The sequence below is a fragment of the Thermomonospora echinospora genome, assembly GCF_900108175.1.
Taxonomy (GTDB): Bacteria; Actinomycetota; Actinomycetes; order Streptosporangiales; family Streptosporangiaceae; genus Thermomonospora; species Thermomonospora echinospora.
The window spans coordinates 26,203-44,504 of sequence record NZ_FNVO01000002.1 but is presented as its reverse complement, the minus strand read 5'-3'; the positions used below and the strand labels follow the sequence as shown (position 1 = coordinate 44,504).

The following is an 18,302-nucleotide window of genomic DNA, read 5'->3' as shown; positions in this document are numbered from 1 at the left end:
CGCGGCGCCGGGCCGGGCGGCCACCCGCCGCCAGGTCCCGCTGCGGGCGCCCGGGCCCTTCACCCATAGAGAGGCATACGCAAGTGGCTGAAATGTTCTACGACAACGATGCCGACCTGAGCATCATCCAGGGCCGGCACGTGGCCGTGATCGGTTACGGCAGCCAGGGCCACGCGCACGCGCTGTCGCTGCGCGACTCGGGCGTGGACGTGCGGGTCGGGCTCAAGGAGGGCTCGGCGAGCCGCGAGAAGGCCGAGGCCGACGGGCTGCGGGTGGTCACCCCCGCGGAGGCGGCCGAGGAGGCCGACCTGATCATGATCCTGGCGCCCGACCACGTCCAGCGCGACCTGTACAACAACGAGATCAGGCCCGCGCTGGTCGAGGGCGACGCGCTGTTCTTCGGCCACGGCCTCAACATCCGCTACGGCCTCATCGAGGCCCCGCAGGGCGTGGACGTCGCCATGGTGGCGCCCAAGGGCCCGGGCCACCTGGTCCGCCGCCAGTTCACCGCCGGCCGCGGCGTGCCGGTGCTGGTCGCCGTCGAGAACGACGCCAGCGGCAACGCCTGGCCGCTGGTGCTGTCGTACGCCAAGGGCATCGGCGGCCTGCGGGCCGGCGGCATCAAGACCACCTTCACCGAGGAGACCGAGACCGACCTGTTCGGCGAGCAGGCCGTGCTGTGCGGCGGCGTCTCCGAGCTGATCAAGGCCGGGTTCGAGACCCTGATCGAGGCCGGCTACCAGCCGGAGGTGGCCTACTTCGAGTGCCTGCACGAGATGAAGCTGATCGTCGACCTCATGTACGAGGGCGGCATCCAGAAGATGTACTGGTCGGTGTCGGACACCGCCGAGTACGGCGGCTACACCCGCGGCCCGCGCGTGATCACCGCCGAGACCAAGGCCGCGATGAAGCAGATCCTGGCCGAGGTCCAGTCCGGCGAGTTCGCCCGGGAGTTGGTGGCCGAGTTCGACGGCGGCCAGGTCAACCACCTCAAGTACCGCGAGGAGCTCGGCAACCACCCGATCGAGCAGACCGGCGCCAAGCTCCGCCCGATGATGAGCTGGCTGAACGACTGAGGGACCCGCGGTTCGTGGGGATCTCCCCACGGTGACCCGCGAGGGGTGTGGGGGTCGGCCCCCACACCCCTTCCCCGTCAGCGGGTGAGCCGGCGCAGGATCCTGGTGCGCAGCGGAACGGGCCGCCGTACGCCGCCGACCTTGACCGCCAGGTGGCCGCCCTTGGTGAAGTACGCGGTGGCGCCGACGGTCCCCTCCGGCACGCGGATCCGGCGCGGCATGGGCTCAGTCGGCAGCAGCGGGTCGCGGACCCTGCCGAAGCGCGCCCGCCGCCGTACCCCGTGCACGGTCACCGCCACGTAGGCGTCCCAGCGGCCCGCCCCGACCCCGGCGAACTCGATCATCGCCTCGAACCCCGACTCCCAGGGTGTGGTGGGAAAGCGGTGCTCGGTCCCGGCGGTCCGCTCCCGCAGGATCAGCTCGGTCACCACCTCGCGGGCCTCGACCCGCTCCAGCGCCGCCCAGCCGCGCACGCGCAGCCGCTCGCCCTGCCACAGCACCCCGTCCAGCCGGTGCCCGGCCTGCACCTCGCCGGTGATGTCGGCGTCCTTGCGCGGCACCCCGCGCAGGTAGGGGTAGATGGCGTACACCCGGCCGCCGACGACCACGGCGCCGCTCCGCCTGCCCTCGGTCTCGTCGCGGATCAGCCGTTCCAGTTCGTCGTCCAGCCCGTGCTGGATGCAGAACGCGCGCATCCGGTACGCCGACGGCAGCGCGGCGCGCACCTCGTCGCTCAGCCCGTCGCCGAGGACGTGCCGGGTGCCCTGCACCAGCCGGCTGCGCTGCCGGCCGTCGAGGCCGAGGAACCGGTGGTCGTACACGCGCAGGACATCGTGCAGCACGCTCGCTTCCGGTTCCGCAGTCAAGAGGTCTCCTGAATTCCGTATGAATGAGGCCAGGGTCACGGTAGGGGCTCCGGGGCCCCGCAGACCGGAGAACCGGGATCGTGTCGAGAGGGCCGGCAGCACCCACCACCATGGGGTTCCATGATCCACGAGAGCGCGCCCGGCCGTCCACGCCGATCCGGACCGCGCCTTTGCGACACGTCACGTTCCGGCCTGGGATGGACCGCAATCGGCCCGCCCGGCGGCGGAAGCCAATATCATTCGGGCAAGTGCCGGCGGAGCCGGGCAGGCGGCACGGATCACCGGCTCCTCAGCCGACGATCGCGCGCACACCCCCGCGGATCGGTGTGAACATCTCGCGCGGATTCGGAGTCTCAGTTCTTCGGACAGGCAGGAGGCGGCATGCGAGCGTTGCCCGCACAGGGGCACGGCGAGATCGCCGAGGGGCGCGCGGCCGTGCTCTTCCGGCGCGGGTGAGCGCGCGTGGACATCGGAGCCCTCCGGCCGCGGGGACTGCGCGGCACGCTGGTCGAGCACCGCGTCTTCCTGCCGCTGCTGCTGGTCGCGGCGGCGCTGCGCGTGGTGGCCATGCTCGGCTACCAGTCGGTGATGTGGTTCCCCGACTCCTACGACTACGTCTCGGCGGCGGTACGGGTGGAGCCGGGGCTGATCCGGCCGAGCGGCTACCCGCTGCTGCTGTGGCTGCTGAAGGATCTGCACAACTTCGCGCTGATCGCCGCCCTGCAGCACCTCATGGGCCTGGGCGTCGCCGTCATCATCTACGGGGTGCTGCGCCGCCGGTTCGGCGCTCCGGGCTGGGTCGCCGCGGTGGCCACGGTGCCGGTGCTGTTCGACGCCTTCCAGATCCAGCTGGAGCACATGGTCCTGTCGGACACGCTGTTCGTGTTCCTGGTGATGGCCGCGGTGGCCGTGCTGCTGGGGGAGCCGACCACCCGTAACGGTGCGCTGGCCGGCTCGCTGCTGGGCCTGGCCGCGCTCACCCGGTCGGTCGGGATCCCGCTGCTGGTGATCGGCGTCGTGTACCTGGCCGTCCGCCGCGCCGGCTGGCGCCCGATCGCCGTGCTGGTGGCCACCTGCACCTTCCCGATCGTCTGCTACCTGCAGTGGTACAACTCCCACCACGGCGGGCTGGAGCTGACCCGCAGCTCCGGGATCTTCCTGTACAGCCGTTCGATGGCGTTCGCGGACTGCGAGAAGATGCACCCGCCCGCCGAGGAGATGCCGCTGTGCGTGGCGGCCGACCCCTCCGAGCGCAAGGCGGCCGGCTCGTACGTGTGGGGGCCGTTCGCCCCGGTGCGCCGCATCCCGGGCGGCGCCTTCAACGAGGAGCAGAACCGCCTCGCCGGGTCGTTCGCCAAGCGGGCGATGCTGGCCCAGCCCGGCGACTATCTGATGACGGTTGTCACCGACGTGGCCCGCACCTTCCAGTGGGGGCACCCGGTGTACCCCGAGGAGTTCACCTACAACCACTACCTGTTCCGCGAGAAGGCGGTGCGCCCGCCCGAGCACATGCTGCCCGTGCTGCAGGAGTACCAGCCGGGCGGCCGGGTCACCACCAAGGTCGTGGAGCCGTACTCCGGCTTCCTGCAGGCCTACCAGCGGCACGTCTACCTGCGGGGCACCGTGCTGGGCGTCATCCTGGCGGCGGGGCTGGCCTGGGCGGTGGCCGGGCGGCGCCGCGGCGGCGGCCTGGCCCTGCTGCCGTGGTCGCTGTCGGGCGTGCTGATCGTCGTCCCGCCGGCGACCGCCCAGTTCGACTACCGGTACGCGCTGGCCGCCGTGCCGCTGGCCTGCCTGGCCGCCGGCGCCGCGTTCAGCCTGGGCGGCCGCCGTTCCCCGGCCGGCACCCTGCCGCCCGCCGTCCCGCCGGACGCCGCGGTGGAGGAGGACGCCGACGTCCGTGAGCGGGCCCCGGCCGTCGCCGTGCCCTGAGCGTCCGCGAGCCGTCCGCCGTCCGATCGGCGCATTCGGCGCGTTCGGGTGCGTTCGGGAATGTGTGCGTGGCCGGGTCCGGTGGCGGTCTCCACGGCTACTAGACTCGTCGTACGGGGCGAGGCACACGAGGGGGTGGGCTCGCTGACCTCAGCTGCAAATCCACATCCAAAGGACTTTCCTTGAGCAAGCCTGTCGTCCTCGTGGCCGAAGAACTCTCACCGGCCGGGATCGAACTGCTGTCGGCCGATTTCGACGTCCGTCACGCCGACGGCGCCGACCGGGCCGCCCTGCTGCCCGCCGTCGCCGACGTCGACGCGCTGATCGTGCGCAGCGCCACCAAGGTCAACGCCGAGGTGTTCGAGCACGCCAAGAAGCTGCGCGTGGTCGCGCGCGCCGGGGTCGGGCTGGACAACGTCGACGTGGAGGCGGCGACCAAGGCGGGGGTCATGGTCGTCAACGCCCCCACCTCCAACATCGTCACCGCCGCCGAGCACGCCATCGCGCTGCTGCTGGCCACCGCCCGGAACGTGCCACAGGGCCACGCCGCCCTCAAGCAGGGCGAGTGGAAGCGCTCCAAGTACACCGGTGTCGAGCTGCAGGGCAAGACCGTCGGCGTGCTGGGCCTGGGCCGGATCGGCGTCCTGGTGGCGCAGCGGCTGGCCGCCTTCGACATGCAGGTCATCGCCTACGACCCCTACGTGCAGGCCGCCCGCGCCGCCCAGCTGGGCGTCCAGCTGGTCACCCTGGACGAGCTGCTGCGCGCCAGCGACTTCATCACCGTGCACCTGCCCAAGACGCCCGAGACGCTCGGGCTGATCGGCGACAAGGAGCTGCGCGAGGTCAAGCCGTCGGTGCGCATCGTCAACGCCGCGCGCGGCGGGATCGTCGACGAGAACGCCCTGGACCTGGCCCTCAAGGAGGGCCGGGTGGCCGCCGCCGGGCTGGACGTGTTCTCCAGCGAGCCGTGCACCGACAGCCCGCTGTTCCACCACGACAACGTGGTGGTCACCCCCCACCTGGGCGCCAGCACCCACGAGGCGCAGGAGAAGGCCGGCACCCAGGTCGCCCGCTCGGTCAGGCTGGCGCTGTCCGGCGAGTTCGTGCCGGACGCGGTCAACGTGCAGGGCGGCGCGGTCGCCGAGGACGTCAAGCCCGGCCTGCCGCTGGCCGAGAAGCTGGGCCGCATCTTCACCGCGCTGGCCGGCGGCGTGCCGGTCCGCCTGGAGGTGGTGGTGCGCGGCGAGATCACCCGCCACGACGTCAAGGTGCTGGAGCTGGCCGCGCTCAAGGGCGTCTTCCTGGACGTGGTGGAGGAGGCGGTGACGTTCGTCAACGCCCCGCTGCTGGCCCGCGACCGCGGTGTCGAGGTCACCCTGACCACCAGCGAGGACAGCCCGGACTGGCGCAACGTGGTCCAGGTGCGGGGCACCATGGCCGACGGCTCGGTGGTCTCGGTCTCCGGCACCCTCACCGGGCCCAAGCACATCGAGCGGATCGTCGAGATCAACGGCTACGACATGGAGCTGGTGCCCGCCGAGCACATGGCGTTCTTCTCCTACACCGACCGGCCGGGGATCGTCGGGGTGGTCGGCGGGCTGCTCGGCGACACCCAGATCAACATCGCGAGCATGCAGGTGGGCCGGAGCGCCAAGGGCGGCAAGGCGCTGATCGCGCTGACCGTCGACTCGGCCATCACCCCGGACCTGCTGGAGGCCATCCGCGACGAGATCGGCGCCGACATGGGCCGCCGCGTGGACCTCGACGCCTGATCCATCGCCCGAACGCCCCGGCCCGGGTACCGGACGGGCCGGGGCGTCGGCCTGTCCGGCGTCTCATCATGTGGGACGGTATGCCGCAGGATGGGACAAGATGGATTACGGGAAGGTAACATCGCAGGTGAGATCGGCGGTACCGGGTGGAGACCCTGCCAGGCCGCCGCGGCCGGCACCCAGGGCCCGGACCGGGACCGCTCCGCGTGCCACGGCCGCGTGCCATCGAGCAGCCGACCAGGGAGGGTTTCCCATGGAGATCACGCACGCCCAGGAGTCCCAGGACGACGCGCGGCAGGAGGCCGCCAAGGCGCTGCAGGACGCGCTGGATCGCCGCGACAACGGGGGCCGCACCCCGAGGTGAGACGGGGCTGCACCTCAGCTGACGAACGGGCCTGACCTGGCATCGCCGATGCCGGGTCAGGCCCGTTCGGCCGCCCGGTAGTGTCCGGAGCCGATCAACGACGATCAGCGCACAGGGAGGATCGAGCGATGTCCGCTTCCGCCGCTCCGGTACGCCCCGCCACCCCCGCGGACGCCGGCCCCGCCGTAGAGACCCTGGTCCGGGCGTTCGCCGACTACGCGTTCACCCGCCATGTGATCGCGGCCGATGGATACACCGAACGGCTTCGCACGTTCCAGGGGATGTTCCTGGAACGCGTCGGACTCGTCCACGGCCGGGTGTGGGTGTCCGACGACCTGCGTGCGGTGGCCGTGTGGACCACCCCGGACGCCGATCCCACGCCCGCCTTCGAGGAACTGGCCCCTCGGGTGGGCGAGATCGCCGGAAACCGGGCGGCGGCGTACCAGGCGGCCGAGGAGGCGCTGGCGCCGTACCGGCCGGCCGGGCCCGCCTGGTTCCTGGCCACGGTGGGCGTCGACCCGGACGCCCAGGGGCGGGGGCTGGGCGGCGCCGTGGTGCGCCCGGGCCTGGAGGAGGCCGAGCGGGCCGGTGTCCCCGCCTACCTGGAGACCTCCGCCGAACGGAACGTGCGGTTCTACGAGCGGCTCGGCTTCGAGGTCGAGGCCGAGGCCGAACTGCCCGGCGGAGGTCCGCGCACCTGGTGCATGTGGCGGCGCTGACCTGGTCCGGCATGTGAGATCAGTGCTCAATCATTGAGATCCATGCATTAGGGTACGCCCATGGCTTCCAGCAGTACCCGCACCATCCGACTGGCCGTCATCCCCGGTGACGGGATCGGTCCCGAGGTCGTCGCCGAGGGGCTCAAGGTCCTCGACGCCGTCGCCCCGGACCACGGCCTGGCCTTCGACCGCACCCCCTACGACCTGGGGGCGGAGCGCTGGCACCGCACCGGTGAGGTGCTGCCGGACTCGGTGCTGGAGGAGCTGCGCGGCCAGGACGTCATCCTGCTCGGCGCGGTCGGCCACCCCAGCGTGCCCAGCGGCGTGCTGGAGCGCGGGCTGCTGCTGCGGACCCGCTTCGAGCTGGACCACTACGTCAACCTGCGCCCGGTGAAGCTGTTCCCGGGCGTGGCGACGCCGCTGGCCGGGGCCACCGCCGAGGACATCGACATGGTCGTGGTCCGGGAGGGCACTGAGGGCCCGTACACCGGGGTCGGCGGCGTGCTGCGCAAGGGCACCGGGCACGAGGTGGCCACCCAGGAGAGCGTCAACACCGCCCACGGGGTGGAGCGGGTCGTCCGCTACGCGTTCGAGCAGGCCGCCGCCCGCCCGCGCCGCAAGCTCACGCTCGTCCACAAGGACAACGTGCTGACCTTCGCCGGTGACCTCTACCAGCGCACCCTCCAGCGGGTCGCGGCCGAGTACCCGCAGGTCACCACCGACTACTGCCACGTCGACGCGGCGACGATGTTCTTCGTCACCGACCCGGGGCGATTCGACGTGATCGTCACCGACAACCTGTTCGGCGACATCATCACCGACCTCGGCGCCGCCATCGCCGGCGGGATCGGGCTGGCCGCCTCCGGCAACATCAACCCCGACCGGACCGCCCCCTCGATGTTCGAGCCGGTGCACGGCAGCGCCCCCGACATCGCCGGGCGGGCCAAGGCGGACCCCACCGCCACCATCCTGTCGGTGGCCATGCTGCTGGACCACGTCGGCGCGCCCGAGGCCGCCCGCCGGGTCGAGCGGGCCGTCTCGGCGGACCTGGCCGAGCGCGGCGACGCGGTCCGCGCCACCCACGAGATCGGCGACGCCATCACCAAGCGAGTAGCCGGCTAGCGGCACGCCTTTTCCGCTGGTTCGCAGAAGAATCTCCGGGCGTGCCCCACGGGCCGCCCGGTTTTTCGTGCGCGCCCGTGATCCCAGGAGAGCCGGACGAAGTATCACAATGGGGAGTGCCCGCGCGGCGACGGTGCCCGCCGGCGACTCCGGGAGAGGACCCAGACATGAGCAGCACCCTGGATTTTGAGATCACGCTCTCGCAGCAGCCCACCCCGCATGCGGAGCGCGAGCGCATCCTGGCCGATCCCGGATGGGGCCAGCACTTCACCGATCACATGATCACCATCCGGTACGCGGCCGGGCGCGGCTGGTACGACGCCAGACTCGAGCCGTACGGGCCGATCTCGCTCGACCCGGCCACCCAGGTCTTCCACTACGCGCAGGAGATCTTCGAGGGCACCAAGGCCTACGCCCAGCCGGACGGCTCGGTGGTCACCTTCCGGCCGGAGGCCAACGCCGCGCGGTTCAACCGGTCGGCGCGCCGGATGGCCATGCCCGAGATCCCCGAGGAGCTGTTCGTGCGCTCCCTGGAACTGCTGGTCGGCACCGACCGGGACTGGGTGCCGCGGACCGAGGGCTACAGCCTCTACCTGCGGCCGTTCATGATCGCCACGACCCGGGCGCTGGGCGTGCAGCAGCCCTCGCAGGAGTACCTGTTCATGGTGATCGCCTCGCCGTCCGGCCTGTACTACCCCCGGGGCGTCAGGCCGGTCACGGTGTGGGCCTCCCAGGAGTACACCCGCGCGGCGCCCGGCGGCACCGGTGAGGCCAAGTGCGGCGGCAACTACGCCGCCTCCTTCCTCGCCCAGGCCGAGGCCCTGCGCAACGGCTGCGACCAGGTGGTCTGGCTGGACGCCACCGAGCACCGCTGGGTGGAGGAGGTGGGCTCGATGAACCTGATGTTCGTCTACGGGTCCGGCCCCGACGCCCGGCTGCTCACCCCGGCGCTGACCGGCACCCTGCTGCCCGGCGTGACCCGCGACTCGCTGCTCAAGCTCGCCCCCGACCTGGGCATCCCGGTGGAGGAGGGGCGGATCGGCATCGACCAGTGGCAGGCCGCCTGCGCCTCCGGGGAGATCACCGAGGTGTTCGGCTGCGGCACCGCGGCGATCATCAGCCCGGTGGGCGGGGTCAAGGGCCCCGGCCGGGAGTGGACGATCGGCGACGGGGAGCCCGGCCCGGTCTCCATGCGGCTGCGCGAGGAGCTGATCGGCATCCAGTACGGCACCCGTCCCGACCCCTACGGCTGGGTCCACAAGATCGTCTGATCGCCGTTCGTCCGTCCGTCCGGCCGGGCCGCCCGCGCGGCCCGGCCGGTGGCCGTATCCCGGCGCGTCCCGCGGCGTCCCGCAGCATCTCGACAGGTGAGACCGATATGACGGTCGAGTCAGGGCTGTGGTAGACAGGTGCCATCATGCGCCACAGCCTGATCATTATCGGCTGGCGCGTCGGCATCTAACGGGACACCGCCGGCGCGCAGACCTCTCACGTCCGTGAGGGGTCTTTTGCTTTTCCGGCACCGGCACGCCCATCCCCTGGAGGGATCGCACCATGCACGGCGATGGATTCCACGTCTACGACACCACGCTGCGGGACGGCTCGCAGCAGGAGGGGCTCAACCTCTCCGTGCCCGACAAGCTGGCCATCGCGCGCCACCTCGACGACCTGGGGATCGGTTTCATCGAGGGCGGCTGGCCGGGCGCCAACCCCAAGGACACCGAGTTCTTCCGGCGCGCTCGCACCGAGCTGCACCTGAAGCATGCGCAGCTGACCGCGTTCGGCGCGACCCGCCGGGCCGGGATGAAGGCCGCCGACGACCCGCTGGTGGCCGCCCTGCGCGACTCGGGCGCGCCGGTGGTGACCCTGGTCGCCAAGAGTCACGACCGGCACGTCGAACTGGCCCTCCGCACGACCCTGGAGGAGAACCTCGCGATGATCCGCGACACGGTCTCCCACCTGCGTGCGGAGGGCCAGCGGGTGTTCGTGGACGCCGAGCACTTCTTCGACGGCTTCCAGGCCAACCGGGCCTACGCAATGGAGGTCGTGCTGACGGCCGCCGAGGCGGGCGCGGACGTGATCGCGCTGTGCGACACCAACGGCGGGATGCTGCCCGACGAGCTGGCCGACGTGGTGCATGAGGTGGTCGGCGCCGGGGCCCGGGTGGGCATCCACTGCCACGACGACTCCGGCTGCGCGGTGGCCAACACCCTGGCCGCCGTCAAGGCCGGCGCCACCCACGTCCAGGGCTGCGCCAACGGCTACGGCGAGCGCAGCGGCAACGCCAACCTGTTCACGGTCGTCGGCAACCTGCAGCTCAAGCGGGGGATGCGGCTGGTGAACGACGATCAGCTGGCCGAGATGACCCGGATCGCGCACGCCGTCTCCGAGGTGACCAACGTGGCCCCCAGTCCGCAGCAGCCGTACGTGGGCGTGTCGGCGTTCGCGCACAAGGCCGGGCTGCACGCCTCGGCCGTCAAGGTCGACCCCGATCTCTACCAGCACATCGACCCGGCCAGGGTCGGCAACGACATGCGGATGCTGGTCTCCAGTATGGCCGGCCGCGCCTCCGTCGAGCTCAAGGGGCGCGAGCTGGGCTATGACCTGTCCGGCGAGAAGGCCCGTCAGGTCGTCGACCGGGTCAAGGAGCTGGAGGCCCAGGGCTACACCTTCGAGGCCGCCGACGCCTCCTTCGAGCTGCTGCTGACGGAGGAGCTGAACGGCGAGCGCACCCGGCACTTCGACGTGGAGTCCTGGCGGGTGATCGTGGAGCGCCGCCCGGACGGCGAGGTGGTCAGCGAGGCCACCGTCAAGCTGCACGCCAAGGGCGAGCGCATCGTGTGCACCGGCGAGGGCAACGGCCCGGTGAACGCGCTGGACCGGGCGCTGCGCACCGCCCTGGAGCAGCTGTTCCCCGAGCTGGCCCGGATGGAGCTGACCGACTACAAGGTCCGCATCCTGGAGCTGGGCCGCATGGGCACCGGGGCGGTGACCCGGGTGCTGCAGGAGACCAGCGACGGCGAGAGCTCCTGGAGCACGGTCGGCGTGGACCAGAACGTCATCGCGGCGTCCTGGCAGGCGATGGAGGACGCGGTGACCTACGGGCTGCTGCGGGCCGGTTACGACGCCGGACGGGAATGACCGGCCGTCCGCGGGCACTGATACCGGCATGAGCAAAGAGATCAGCGACAACACCGGGCAGAGCCGCTACGAGATCCGGGTGGACGGCCGGCTCGCGGGCTTCGCCCAGTACCGGCAGCGCAACGGCGCGGTCGTCTTCACGCACACCGAGGTGGACGACGAGTACGAGGGCCAGGGCGTCGGCAGCGCCCTGGTCCGCGGCGCCCTGGACGACGTCCGGTCCCGGGGCGCCCAGGTGGTGCCGCTGTGCCCGTTCGTCAAGTCCTACATCGAGCGGCACCCCGAGTACCAGGACCTGGTGGCCGCCCGCTGAGCCGGCTTCCGGCGCGGGCCGGGCGATCCTCCGAAGCTCTGTGACGATCTCCCGGCCCGCGCCCGGCGTGCCCGGCTCAGCCCTCCTTGGGCTTGGGCTCGGCGCTCTGGGCGACCTCGAAGCTCCACAGCTCGGCGGCCATGGCGGCGGGCCCGCCGTGCCCATGCCCGTGCCCGTGGCCGGAGCGGGCGGCGTCCTGGGCGGCCTCGGCGTGCCCGCGCTGGAACGCCTGACTCTGGGTCCACTTCTGGAAGTCCTCGTCGCTGCGCCAGCGCGTGTAGACCAGGTACCGGTCGGTGCCCTCCACCGGGCGCAGCAGTTCGAAGTGCTCGAAGCCGTCGGCGGACTCCACCAGCCCCGCCCGGCCCCCGAACCGGCGTTCCAGCTCCTCCCGCATCTCCTCGCTGACGGTCAGCACGTTGATCTTCACGACCGAAATGACAATCGCCTCCTCAGCAGAACTCGACCGCGAGCCGATCTCTGATCGGTTCACCACGCACGGTACGCGGCACGGCGAACGATCACCTGCCCGACCACCGCCTTGAGCGCGCGGCTCCGAGCGACACGCCGCTCGGGCCGTCAGAACGCCGATCTTCACGACGGGCGGGGCGGCGGCCTCCTCGGGGGGATCCGTTCCCGGCAGGTCCTTGATCGGCTCACCACGCTACGCGGCGCCCCGTTCGCCCACCGTGGCCCGGCCCGCCACGCCGCGGCTTTGGCCGTCTTTGCCGTTGAGGACGTGTGACCTGGGACGACGGTGGGAATTCGGCTGTCGTCCGCCGGGAACCGTGGCGGGCACTGGGAGCCGACCCGCGCCGCCGGAGCCGGGCGGGACCGCGGGGAGGCAGCCCATGACCGGGTGGAGAGACGTCCTGTCCCATGCCGTCGTGGCGCTGGCTCTCACCGGCGGTGCGGCGGCCTGCGGCGAGAACGAGCCGTCCGCCCGGCCGCCGTCCTTCACATCGCCGCCCCAGGCCCAGGCGACGGCGCCGACGGCCACCCCCGAAGCCGTGACGACGCCGGTGAGCCCCGGGAGCACCCGGGCGGTCCCGGAGGGCGTCCCGATCTACCGGCCGTCCACGGTCGTCAGCCGGGTGTCCGGGGCCACCGTGCTGACCACGCCCGATCCGGTGGAGAAGGTCGGCGCCTTCTACTCCGACGCCATCGAGCGGGGCGGCTGGCAGTCGATCTCCAAGAACGCCACCGACACCAGCGTCAACTTCACCGTCGAGAGGCCCGGCAAGGGGGCGACGATCTCCATCTCGTCGACCGGGTCGGGCACCCTCATCTCCCTGAGCGGCCATTCCGTTCCCTAAACCGTGCCCGGCCCCGGGCGGATCGGCCGCGGGGCCGAACCTGTCGGACGCCGCCGTCGTCGGAACACACAGACATCCAGGGCTGTGTGGAAGGTGACGAGTTGAGCGCCGACGAGCCGGGCTACGTCCCGCCCGACCACAAGACGACCGCGGAGTTCCGCGTTCCCGGCGGGCCGTCCGCCGCGGACGCCACGGAGCCGGAGGCCACGCTGGTGGACCGGCCGCTCCCCGACGACCGTGACGAGCTGGACGAGACCGTCACGGATCCGGTGCGCCAGACGGCCGCCCCCGCCACCGCGACGGACCTGACCATGGACGATCCCGAGGACGTCCGGGCGCTCGCGGCCGACGACATCCCCGGGGGCCTGCCGGCCGACGACGTTCCGCCGAGCCCACCGGCCGCCACCGCGCCGCAGAGCCCCTCGGCCGAGGACCCAGCGGACGGCCCGGAGGGCCGGGCCGCCGCCGTGGCCGGTGGCGCCGCCGGCCACCAGGCCGAGGGGCCGGGGGAGTGGACCGAGCAGTTCGGACGGGAGGAGTCCCGCAGGCACGCGCCCACCGCGCCGCATCCCGGGCTCGCCGCCGCCGCGGCCGGCCCCTTGGCCGCGGCCGCCGTGCCGCCCGGCGCCAAGCCCGCGCGACCGGACGTTCCGCAGGAGAGCCCGCAGCCGGGACCGCCGCCCGGCGGCCCCCAGGGCGGCCCGTCGCAGGACGCCGCGACCCCACCGGTCGGCACGCCCGCCGGCCCGGTCCCGCCGCCTGGACAGCTTGGGCAGTTTGGACAGTCTGGACAGCCCGCCGGTCTCCCCGGCCCGCCGTCCGCCGGACGCGCCCGGCGTGGGCCGCGGACGGCGCTGCTCGTGGCGGCCGCCGTGCTGCTGGTCACCGGTGTGCTCGGCGCCGCGTTGCTGCTGGCCCTGATGCCGGACGACGACGACAGGGCCGTCGGGTCCACGGCCCCCAATCCCACCGCCTCCGGTGGCGCACCCGCCTCGCCCGGCCCCGGTGGTTCCGGCGTTCCCACGCCGGGGCCGAGCGGTCCGGGTACGACCCCGGCGCCCAGCGGCCCGCCGCAGCAGGGCACCGGGCAACCGCCGGGACAGGGTGTGCCGAGCCCCGCCCCGCCGCCCCGCGAGCCCATCGGCCCGGTGGTGGAGGGCGACGGCCTGACCTACCAGCTCGTCCAGCGGGACCCGGGCTACTACGAGGGACTGCTGATCATCACCAACCGCGGGAACAGGCCCATGAAGGAGTGGAAGCTCACCTTCCGGACCCACGGGGCCAACGTGAAGAACGTCTGGGGCGGCGAGCTGGTGCGCGGCGGTGAGCGCGTCGAGATCCGCAACCTCGACGGGGCCCCCGCGATCCCGCCGGGCGCCACCTGGGAGGTCCGGTTCGGCGCGGAGGGCGCCCCGGCCGCGCCCAAGGGCTGCCGCCTCAACGACCGCGGGTGCGGCCTGTAGTGAGCCTGGAGCGGGCCTCGGGTGGGATCCGGCCGGGGGACGTCCCGGCCGGCGCTCCCGTCTCAACCTGTGGTCCGGTGATACCGCACGGAGTCCCGTCAGAGCCGATGGCTAGGCTTCGAAGTGTTGGTATCCCACTTCTGGACTACGGGGCGACAGGTTGCGTATCGCGAGGTTCTCCACCGGTGACGAGATGTCCTTCGGCGTGGTCGAGGGCGACACCGTCGCCGCCATCGCCGCTCACCCGTTCGGGGAGCTGCAGCTGACCGGTGCTCGGTTCGCGCTTGAGGACGTACGGCTGCTGGCGCCGATCCTGCCCAGCAAGGTGGTGGCGATCGGCAAGAACTACGCCGAGCACGCCCGCGAGATGGGCGGTGAGCCGCCCGCCGAGCCGGTGATCTTTGCCAAGCCGTCCACCGCGGTGATCGGCCCGGGGGAGGCCGTGGCGTACCCGCAGAAGCTGACGCAGCGGGTGGACTACGAGGGCGAGCTGGCGGTGGTGATCGGCCGGATGTGCCGGGAGGTGCCGGCCGCCCGGGCGGCGGAGGTGGTCCTCGGCTACACCTGCGCCAACGACGTCACCGCCCGGGATCTGCAGCAGCGCGACGGGCAGTGGACGCGGGCCAAGGGCTTCGACACCTTCTGCCCGCTGGGCCCCTGGATCGAGACCGCCGCCGACCCGGCCGACCTGGCCATCACCACCACGGTGAACGGGGAGGTCCGCCAGTCGGCGCGCACCTCGCAGCTGCTGCACGACATCCCCGCGCTGATCGAGTACGTCAGCCAGGTGATGACCCTGCTGCCCGGCGACATCATCCTGACCGGCACCCCGGCCGGGGTGGGGCCGCTGGAGATCGGGGACGAGGTGTCGGTGACCGTCGAGTCGGTCGGCACCCTCACCAACCGGGTCGTCGCGCGGGACTGATCCCGCCGCGTTCTGTCGTACGGCGCCCGTATCGTGACCCGGGTGGGGCGCCGTACGAGAGGGAGGTGCCGGTCATGGCGTTCGCCGGTTTCACCGACGAGACGTTCGAGTTCTACGCGGGACTGGAGGCCGACAACTCCAAGTCCTACTGGAGCGCGCACCGGGAGGTCTACGACCGTGCCGTGCGCGAGCCGATGGCCGCGCTGCTCGCCGAGCTGGAGGAGGAGTTCGGCCCGGGCAGGATGTTCCGCCCGTTCCGCGACGTCCGCTTCAGCAAGGACAAGTCGCCCTACAAGACCCAGCAGGGCGGCCACGCGGGCGGCGGGTTCTACTGCCAGATCGACGCCGACGGCCTGATGGTCGCCGGCGGCATGTACGCGCCCAGCCCCGACCAGCTCAAGCGCTACCGTGCGGCCGTGGACGACGACCGCGCCGGCAAGGAGCTGGAGTCCATCGTCGGCCGGCTGCGCACGGACGGCTTCGAGATCGCCGGTGACCGCCTGCGGACCCGCCCGCGCGGCACTCCGCCCGACCATCCCCGCCTGGAGCTGCTGCGCCACCGCTCGCTGTACGCCCATCGCGGCTGGCCCGCCGACGAGCCCTGGCTGGCCACCCCCGAGGCCGTCGGCCGGGTCCGCAAGTCCTGGCGCCGGCTCCGCCCGCTGGTCGAGTGGGGCGCCGAGCACCTCGGCGGCGACGCCCTCCCGGGATGATCCGGCCGCACCGGGGAATCGTTTTGGTAGCCGCCCTCCTGGTCCGGTAAGCTCATCGAGGCGCGAGCGGGGCTCCAGGAGCCCCGATACGCCACTGGGGTATGGTGTAATCGGCAGCACGACTGATTCTGGTTCAGTTAGTCTAGGTTCGAGTCCTGGTACCCCAGCTGGGTCAGCCGGTTCCGATCGGCCCGACCCGCCGCTCCGACCTCTGAGCGGCTCTCCGGAGCCGATTCGGGGAAAGAGCAAAGGTCCGGTAAGCTGGGCCAGGCCCAAGCGGGAAACCGCAAAGGCCGAAAAGCAAGGCAGGCCCCCGTCGTCTAGTGGCCTAGGACGCCGCCCTCTCAAGGCGGTAACGGCGGTTCGAATCCGCTCGGGGGTACAGCAGAAACCGCAGGTCAGGGCTATGATCCCGGCCTGCGGTTCGTGTTTTCGAGATCGTTTGTCCGTGCTTCGTCCGTGGGACCAGACGTGATCTTGGCGGACCGTCCGGCCTCCAGGCGGCCTCTGGAAGGTCGCCGACGGCCATGGACGCCGATAGATGATCATGGTTCAGCTCGCTCGAAGCGTTGCCCAGCCAGTTGAGCACCGGACGGCTTTCGGCCCCCCACGTGGTCGTTGACCGCGCTCGGGCGGCTGAAATGGCTCGTCTCTGCCTGGGATGGTCATTGGCATCCGGCAAGACGTCTGGACCGTCCCGGCGGTCGTCGGGGCCGACACCAGCAGGCGCCGACCCCGACGAGGGTCTGCTCAGTCTTTCCTTGCAGGACCGGTGGGCGTCGCGAGCCCGAGAAGGTCCAGCAGGGGGGCCGTCGGGACCCGGTAGCCGGTGCCGATTCTGATGACCTTGCAGGGGAACTCGCCGCGCTTGGCGAGCTCGTAGGCGTAGGTGCGGGACAGGCCCAGCGCGCGGGCGGCGGTCACGATGTCGACCACGGATGGTAGTTCGGTCACTTCGGTGAGCTTCAGGGATTCCATGTGAATGCCTCCACTTTGGTTCGGCGTTGCTGCGGGCGAGACGACCGGCGGCGGCCATCTGGGTGAGGCTTCCTTCCTGACGGATCGGGCATCGCCCTGGGGCGCCGGCTCTGCAGGGCGTGGCGAGTCGATGACGCGGGGACAGAAGTCCTGGCCTGGACTGCGATGAGCCCCGGAATGCGCAGTTGGCGGGCCACGGCAAACGGTTGGGTGACGCATTGGTCGCGACTGCGGGGCGGACGGTGCGGTTGGGATGCCGCCTCGTTGTAGAAGAGCCCTTTCCTTACCGGTTAGCGGTCGGTCGTGTGGCGTGAGGCTGGGCGGGTGGCGCCGGCGTATTGGCGTTGGCGGTAGGGGTCGCCTGCGAAGGGGGCGATGCGGACGACGTCGCCGGTGTGGGGTGCGTGGATCATGCGGCCTTGGCCGAGGTAGAGGGCGACGTGGTGGATGGTGGCGGGGTTGGCGGGGTTGTGGGCGAAGAACAGCAGGTCGCCGGGTTGGAGTTGGTGGCGGGGGATGTGGGGTCCGTCGTCGTACTGGTCTGCGGCCACTCGGTCGATGGGGACTCCGGCTTGAGCCCAGGCGTACTGCGTGAGGCCGGAGCAGTCGAAGCCCTTGATGCGGGCGCCGTGGGCGATGCCGTAGCTGGGGCCGCGAGTTCCGCCACCTCCCCAGGAGTACGGGGTGCCGAGCCAGCGGAGCGCGGCCTTGACCGCGAGGACGCCATGCCCGCTGGCGGCGGACTGGGCGTACGCGGCGGCCTGGGCCAGGACCCGGCGGACGTAGACCTCGGAGTGGTTGTAGTGCCAGATCGCCCGTTCCAGGCGCTTGCCGCCCTTGCCCGCGCGGTGGGCGCACAGGTAGCGGGCGGCGCCGTGGATGGCGTCGGCCGGGTGGTAGCGGTCGGCGCGGCCGTCGTCGTTGGCGTCGACGCCGTAGGCGTTCCAGGTGGCGGCGAGGAACTGCATAGGGCCGCCGGCCCCGGCGTGGTTTTCGCCGGAGCGGACCCCGGGCAGGGTGGAGCGGCCGTGGTCGGACTCGGTCTTGCCGATGGCGGCCAGGACGCTCCACGACAGGCCGGGGCAGGTGCGGGCGGCGGCCAGGTACCAGCGCAGGTAGTCGGGTGGGATGTCCCGCCGGGCTGACGCGGTGGGTGTCTCGGCGAGGCCGTCTGCGGCCGGGGCGTCGGGGCCGGCGGCCACGAGCACGATGAGCAGAAACGGCGCCGCGACCAGGGCGGCGGCGCCGCACACAGCGGCCCTCACCGATCCGACCGCAGATGAAGCGGCGCTTCAGTGGGTGGAGTGGGCAGAGCGCGGAGACGCCGGCGTGCCGGAGACCGGACCGCGCCATGTCTTCTGTCCCTGGGCGCGGTAGTGGCCGACGCCGGGGTGCGGAGGTGGCGCCCCGGCCCTCCCGTAGCCCTGAGCACGAGGGCGATCGCGCTCCACCCTGATGGAGCTTGCGGCGGTCTCGCCCTGCCGACCGGTGCGTGGACGGTCCGTGGCCGGGCAGGGGCCAAGCGGCGAGCCGTGGACGCATGCGGGCACGCCCCTTTGGCCCTGGGCGGGGTGTCGGGCCTAGCCCGTTCGCCTCCGAGAG

At 72.1% G+C, this 18,302-nt stretch carries 16 protein-coding genes and 2 tRNA genes; 14 read left to right on the top strand and 4 right to left on the bottom strand.

Features of this window, described 5'->3' with window-relative positions:
* Positions 1-92 precede the first annotated feature (92 nt).
* The gene (ilvC, locus tag C4U03_RS04400; RefSeq protein WP_103936915.1) at positions 93-1,076 is read left to right on the top strand and encodes a ketol-acid reductoisomerase; all 984 of its coding nucleotides are present in this window, start codon (positions 93-95) and stop codon (positions 1,074-1,076) included.
* A 77-nt stretch (positions 1,077-1,153) separates the two neighbouring features.
* Here the strand turns inward: ilvC and C4U03_RS04395 are convergent, their stop codons facing one another.
* Positions 1,154-1,942, bottom strand: a complete 789-nt coding sequence (locus C4U03_RS04395) for a hypothetical protein (protein WP_235017638.1) — start codon at positions 1,940-1,942, stop codon at positions 1,154-1,156.
* A gap of 462 nt (positions 1,943-2,404) precedes the next feature.
* Here C4U03_RS04395 and C4U03_RS04390 point away from each other — a divergent pair, with 462 nt between their 5' ends.
* From C4U03_RS04390 to C4U03_RS04360, 7 genes are all read left to right on the top strand, one after another.
* On the top strand, positions 2,405-3,874 hold the full coding sequence (locus tag C4U03_RS04390) for a glycosyltransferase family protein (protein ID WP_103936357.1): 1,470 nt from the start codon (positions 2,405-2,407) through the stop codon (positions 3,872-3,874).
* A gap of 182 nt (positions 3,875-4,056) precedes the next feature.
* Complete coding sequence (serA, locus tag C4U03_RS04385) at positions 4,057-5,646, top strand: phosphoglycerate dehydrogenase (RefSeq protein WP_103936356.1); 1,590 nt, start codon at positions 4,057-4,059, stop codon at positions 5,644-5,646.
* A 492-nt stretch (positions 5,647-6,138) separates the two neighbouring features.
* Positions 6,139-6,729 carry a GNAT family N-acetyltransferase gene (locus C4U03_RS04380; protein ID WP_103936355.1) on the top strand — a complete coding sequence of 197 codons (591 nt, stop codon included), beginning with the start codon at positions 6,139-6,141 and terminating at the stop codon, positions 6,727-6,729.
* Between the two features lie 60 nt (positions 6,730-6,789).
* Positions 6,790-7,851, top strand: coding sequence for a 3-isopropylmalate dehydrogenase (locus tag C4U03_RS04375; protein WP_103936354.1), 1,062 nt, complete (start codon positions 6,790-6,792; stop codon positions 7,849-7,851).
* Positions 7,852-8,018: 167 nt separating this feature from the next.
* A complete protein-coding gene (locus C4U03_RS04370) occupies positions 8,019-9,122 on the top strand; it encodes a branched-chain amino acid aminotransferase (RefSeq protein WP_103936353.1) in 1,104 nt (367 codons plus the stop codon).
* A 283-nt stretch (positions 9,123-9,405) separates the two neighbouring features.
* Positions 9,406-10,992, top strand: a complete 1,587-nt coding sequence (cimA, locus tag C4U03_RS04365) for a citramalate synthase (protein WP_103936352.1) — start codon at positions 9,406-9,408, stop codon at positions 10,990-10,992.
* A gap of 28 nt (positions 10,993-11,020) precedes the next feature.
* A complete protein-coding gene (locus C4U03_RS04360; protein ID WP_103936351.1) occupies positions 11,021-11,305 on the top strand; it encodes a GNAT family N-acetyltransferase in 285 nt (94 codons plus the stop codon).
* A gap of 76 nt (positions 11,306-11,381) precedes the next feature.
* Here the strand turns inward: C4U03_RS04360 and C4U03_RS04355 are convergent, their stop codons facing one another.
* Positions 11,382-11,744 (bottom strand): antibiotic biosynthesis monooxygenase family protein, encoded by a 363-nt coding sequence (locus C4U03_RS04355; RefSeq protein WP_103936914.1) that lies wholly within the window; start codon positions 11,742-11,744, stop codon positions 11,382-11,384.
* A 412-nt stretch (positions 11,745-12,156) separates the two neighbouring features.
* Here C4U03_RS04355 and C4U03_RS04350 point away from each other — a divergent pair, with 412 nt between their 5' ends.
* The 6 genes from C4U03_RS04350 to C4U03_RS04325 all read left to right on the top strand — a co-directional run bounded on the left by C4U03_RS04350 (position 12,157) and on the right by C4U03_RS04325 (position 16,104).
* Positions 12,157-12,621, top strand: a complete 465-nt coding sequence (locus C4U03_RS04350) for a hypothetical protein (protein ID WP_103936350.1) — start codon at positions 12,157-12,159, stop codon at positions 12,619-12,621.
* A gap of 101 nt (positions 12,622-12,722) precedes the next feature.
* Positions 12,723-14,084, top strand: coding sequence for a cellulose binding domain-containing protein (locus tag C4U03_RS04345; RefSeq protein WP_103936349.1), 1,362 nt, complete (start codon positions 12,723-12,725; stop codon positions 14,082-14,084).
* Positions 14,085-14,244: 160 nt separating this feature from the next.
* Positions 14,245-15,009 carry a fumarylacetoacetate hydrolase family protein gene (locus tag C4U03_RS04340; RefSeq protein ID WP_103936348.1) on the top strand — a complete coding sequence of 255 codons (765 nt, stop codon included), beginning with the start codon at positions 14,245-14,247 and terminating at the stop codon, positions 15,007-15,009.
* A gap of 74 nt (positions 15,010-15,083) precedes the next feature.
* Positions 15,084-15,722: a DUF2461 domain-containing protein gene (locus C4U03_RS04335; protein WP_103936347.1), complete on the top strand. Its 639-nt coding sequence runs from the start codon at positions 15,084-15,086 to the stop codon at positions 15,720-15,722.
* A 95-nt stretch (positions 15,723-15,817) separates the two neighbouring features.
* Positions 15,818-15,889, top strand: a tRNA-Gln gene (locus tag C4U03_RS04330).
* A gap of 142 nt (positions 15,890-16,031) precedes the next feature.
* Positions 16,032-16,104, top strand: a tRNA-Glu gene (locus tag C4U03_RS04325).
* A gap of 368 nt (positions 16,105-16,472) precedes the next feature.
* Here C4U03_RS04325 and C4U03_RS04320 read toward each other — a convergent pair.
* Positions 16,473-16,700 carry a helix-turn-helix transcriptional regulator gene (locus C4U03_RS04320; protein WP_103936346.1) on the bottom strand — a complete coding sequence of 76 codons (228 nt, stop codon included), beginning with the start codon at positions 16,698-16,700 and terminating at the stop codon, positions 16,473-16,475.
* Between the two features lie 290 nt (positions 16,701-16,990).
* Positions 16,991-17,965 (bottom strand): C40 family peptidase, encoded by a 975-nt coding sequence (locus C4U03_RS41620; RefSeq protein WP_103936345.1) that lies wholly within the window; start codon positions 17,963-17,965, stop codon positions 16,991-16,993.
* Positions 17,966-18,302: the final 337 nt, after the last annotated feature.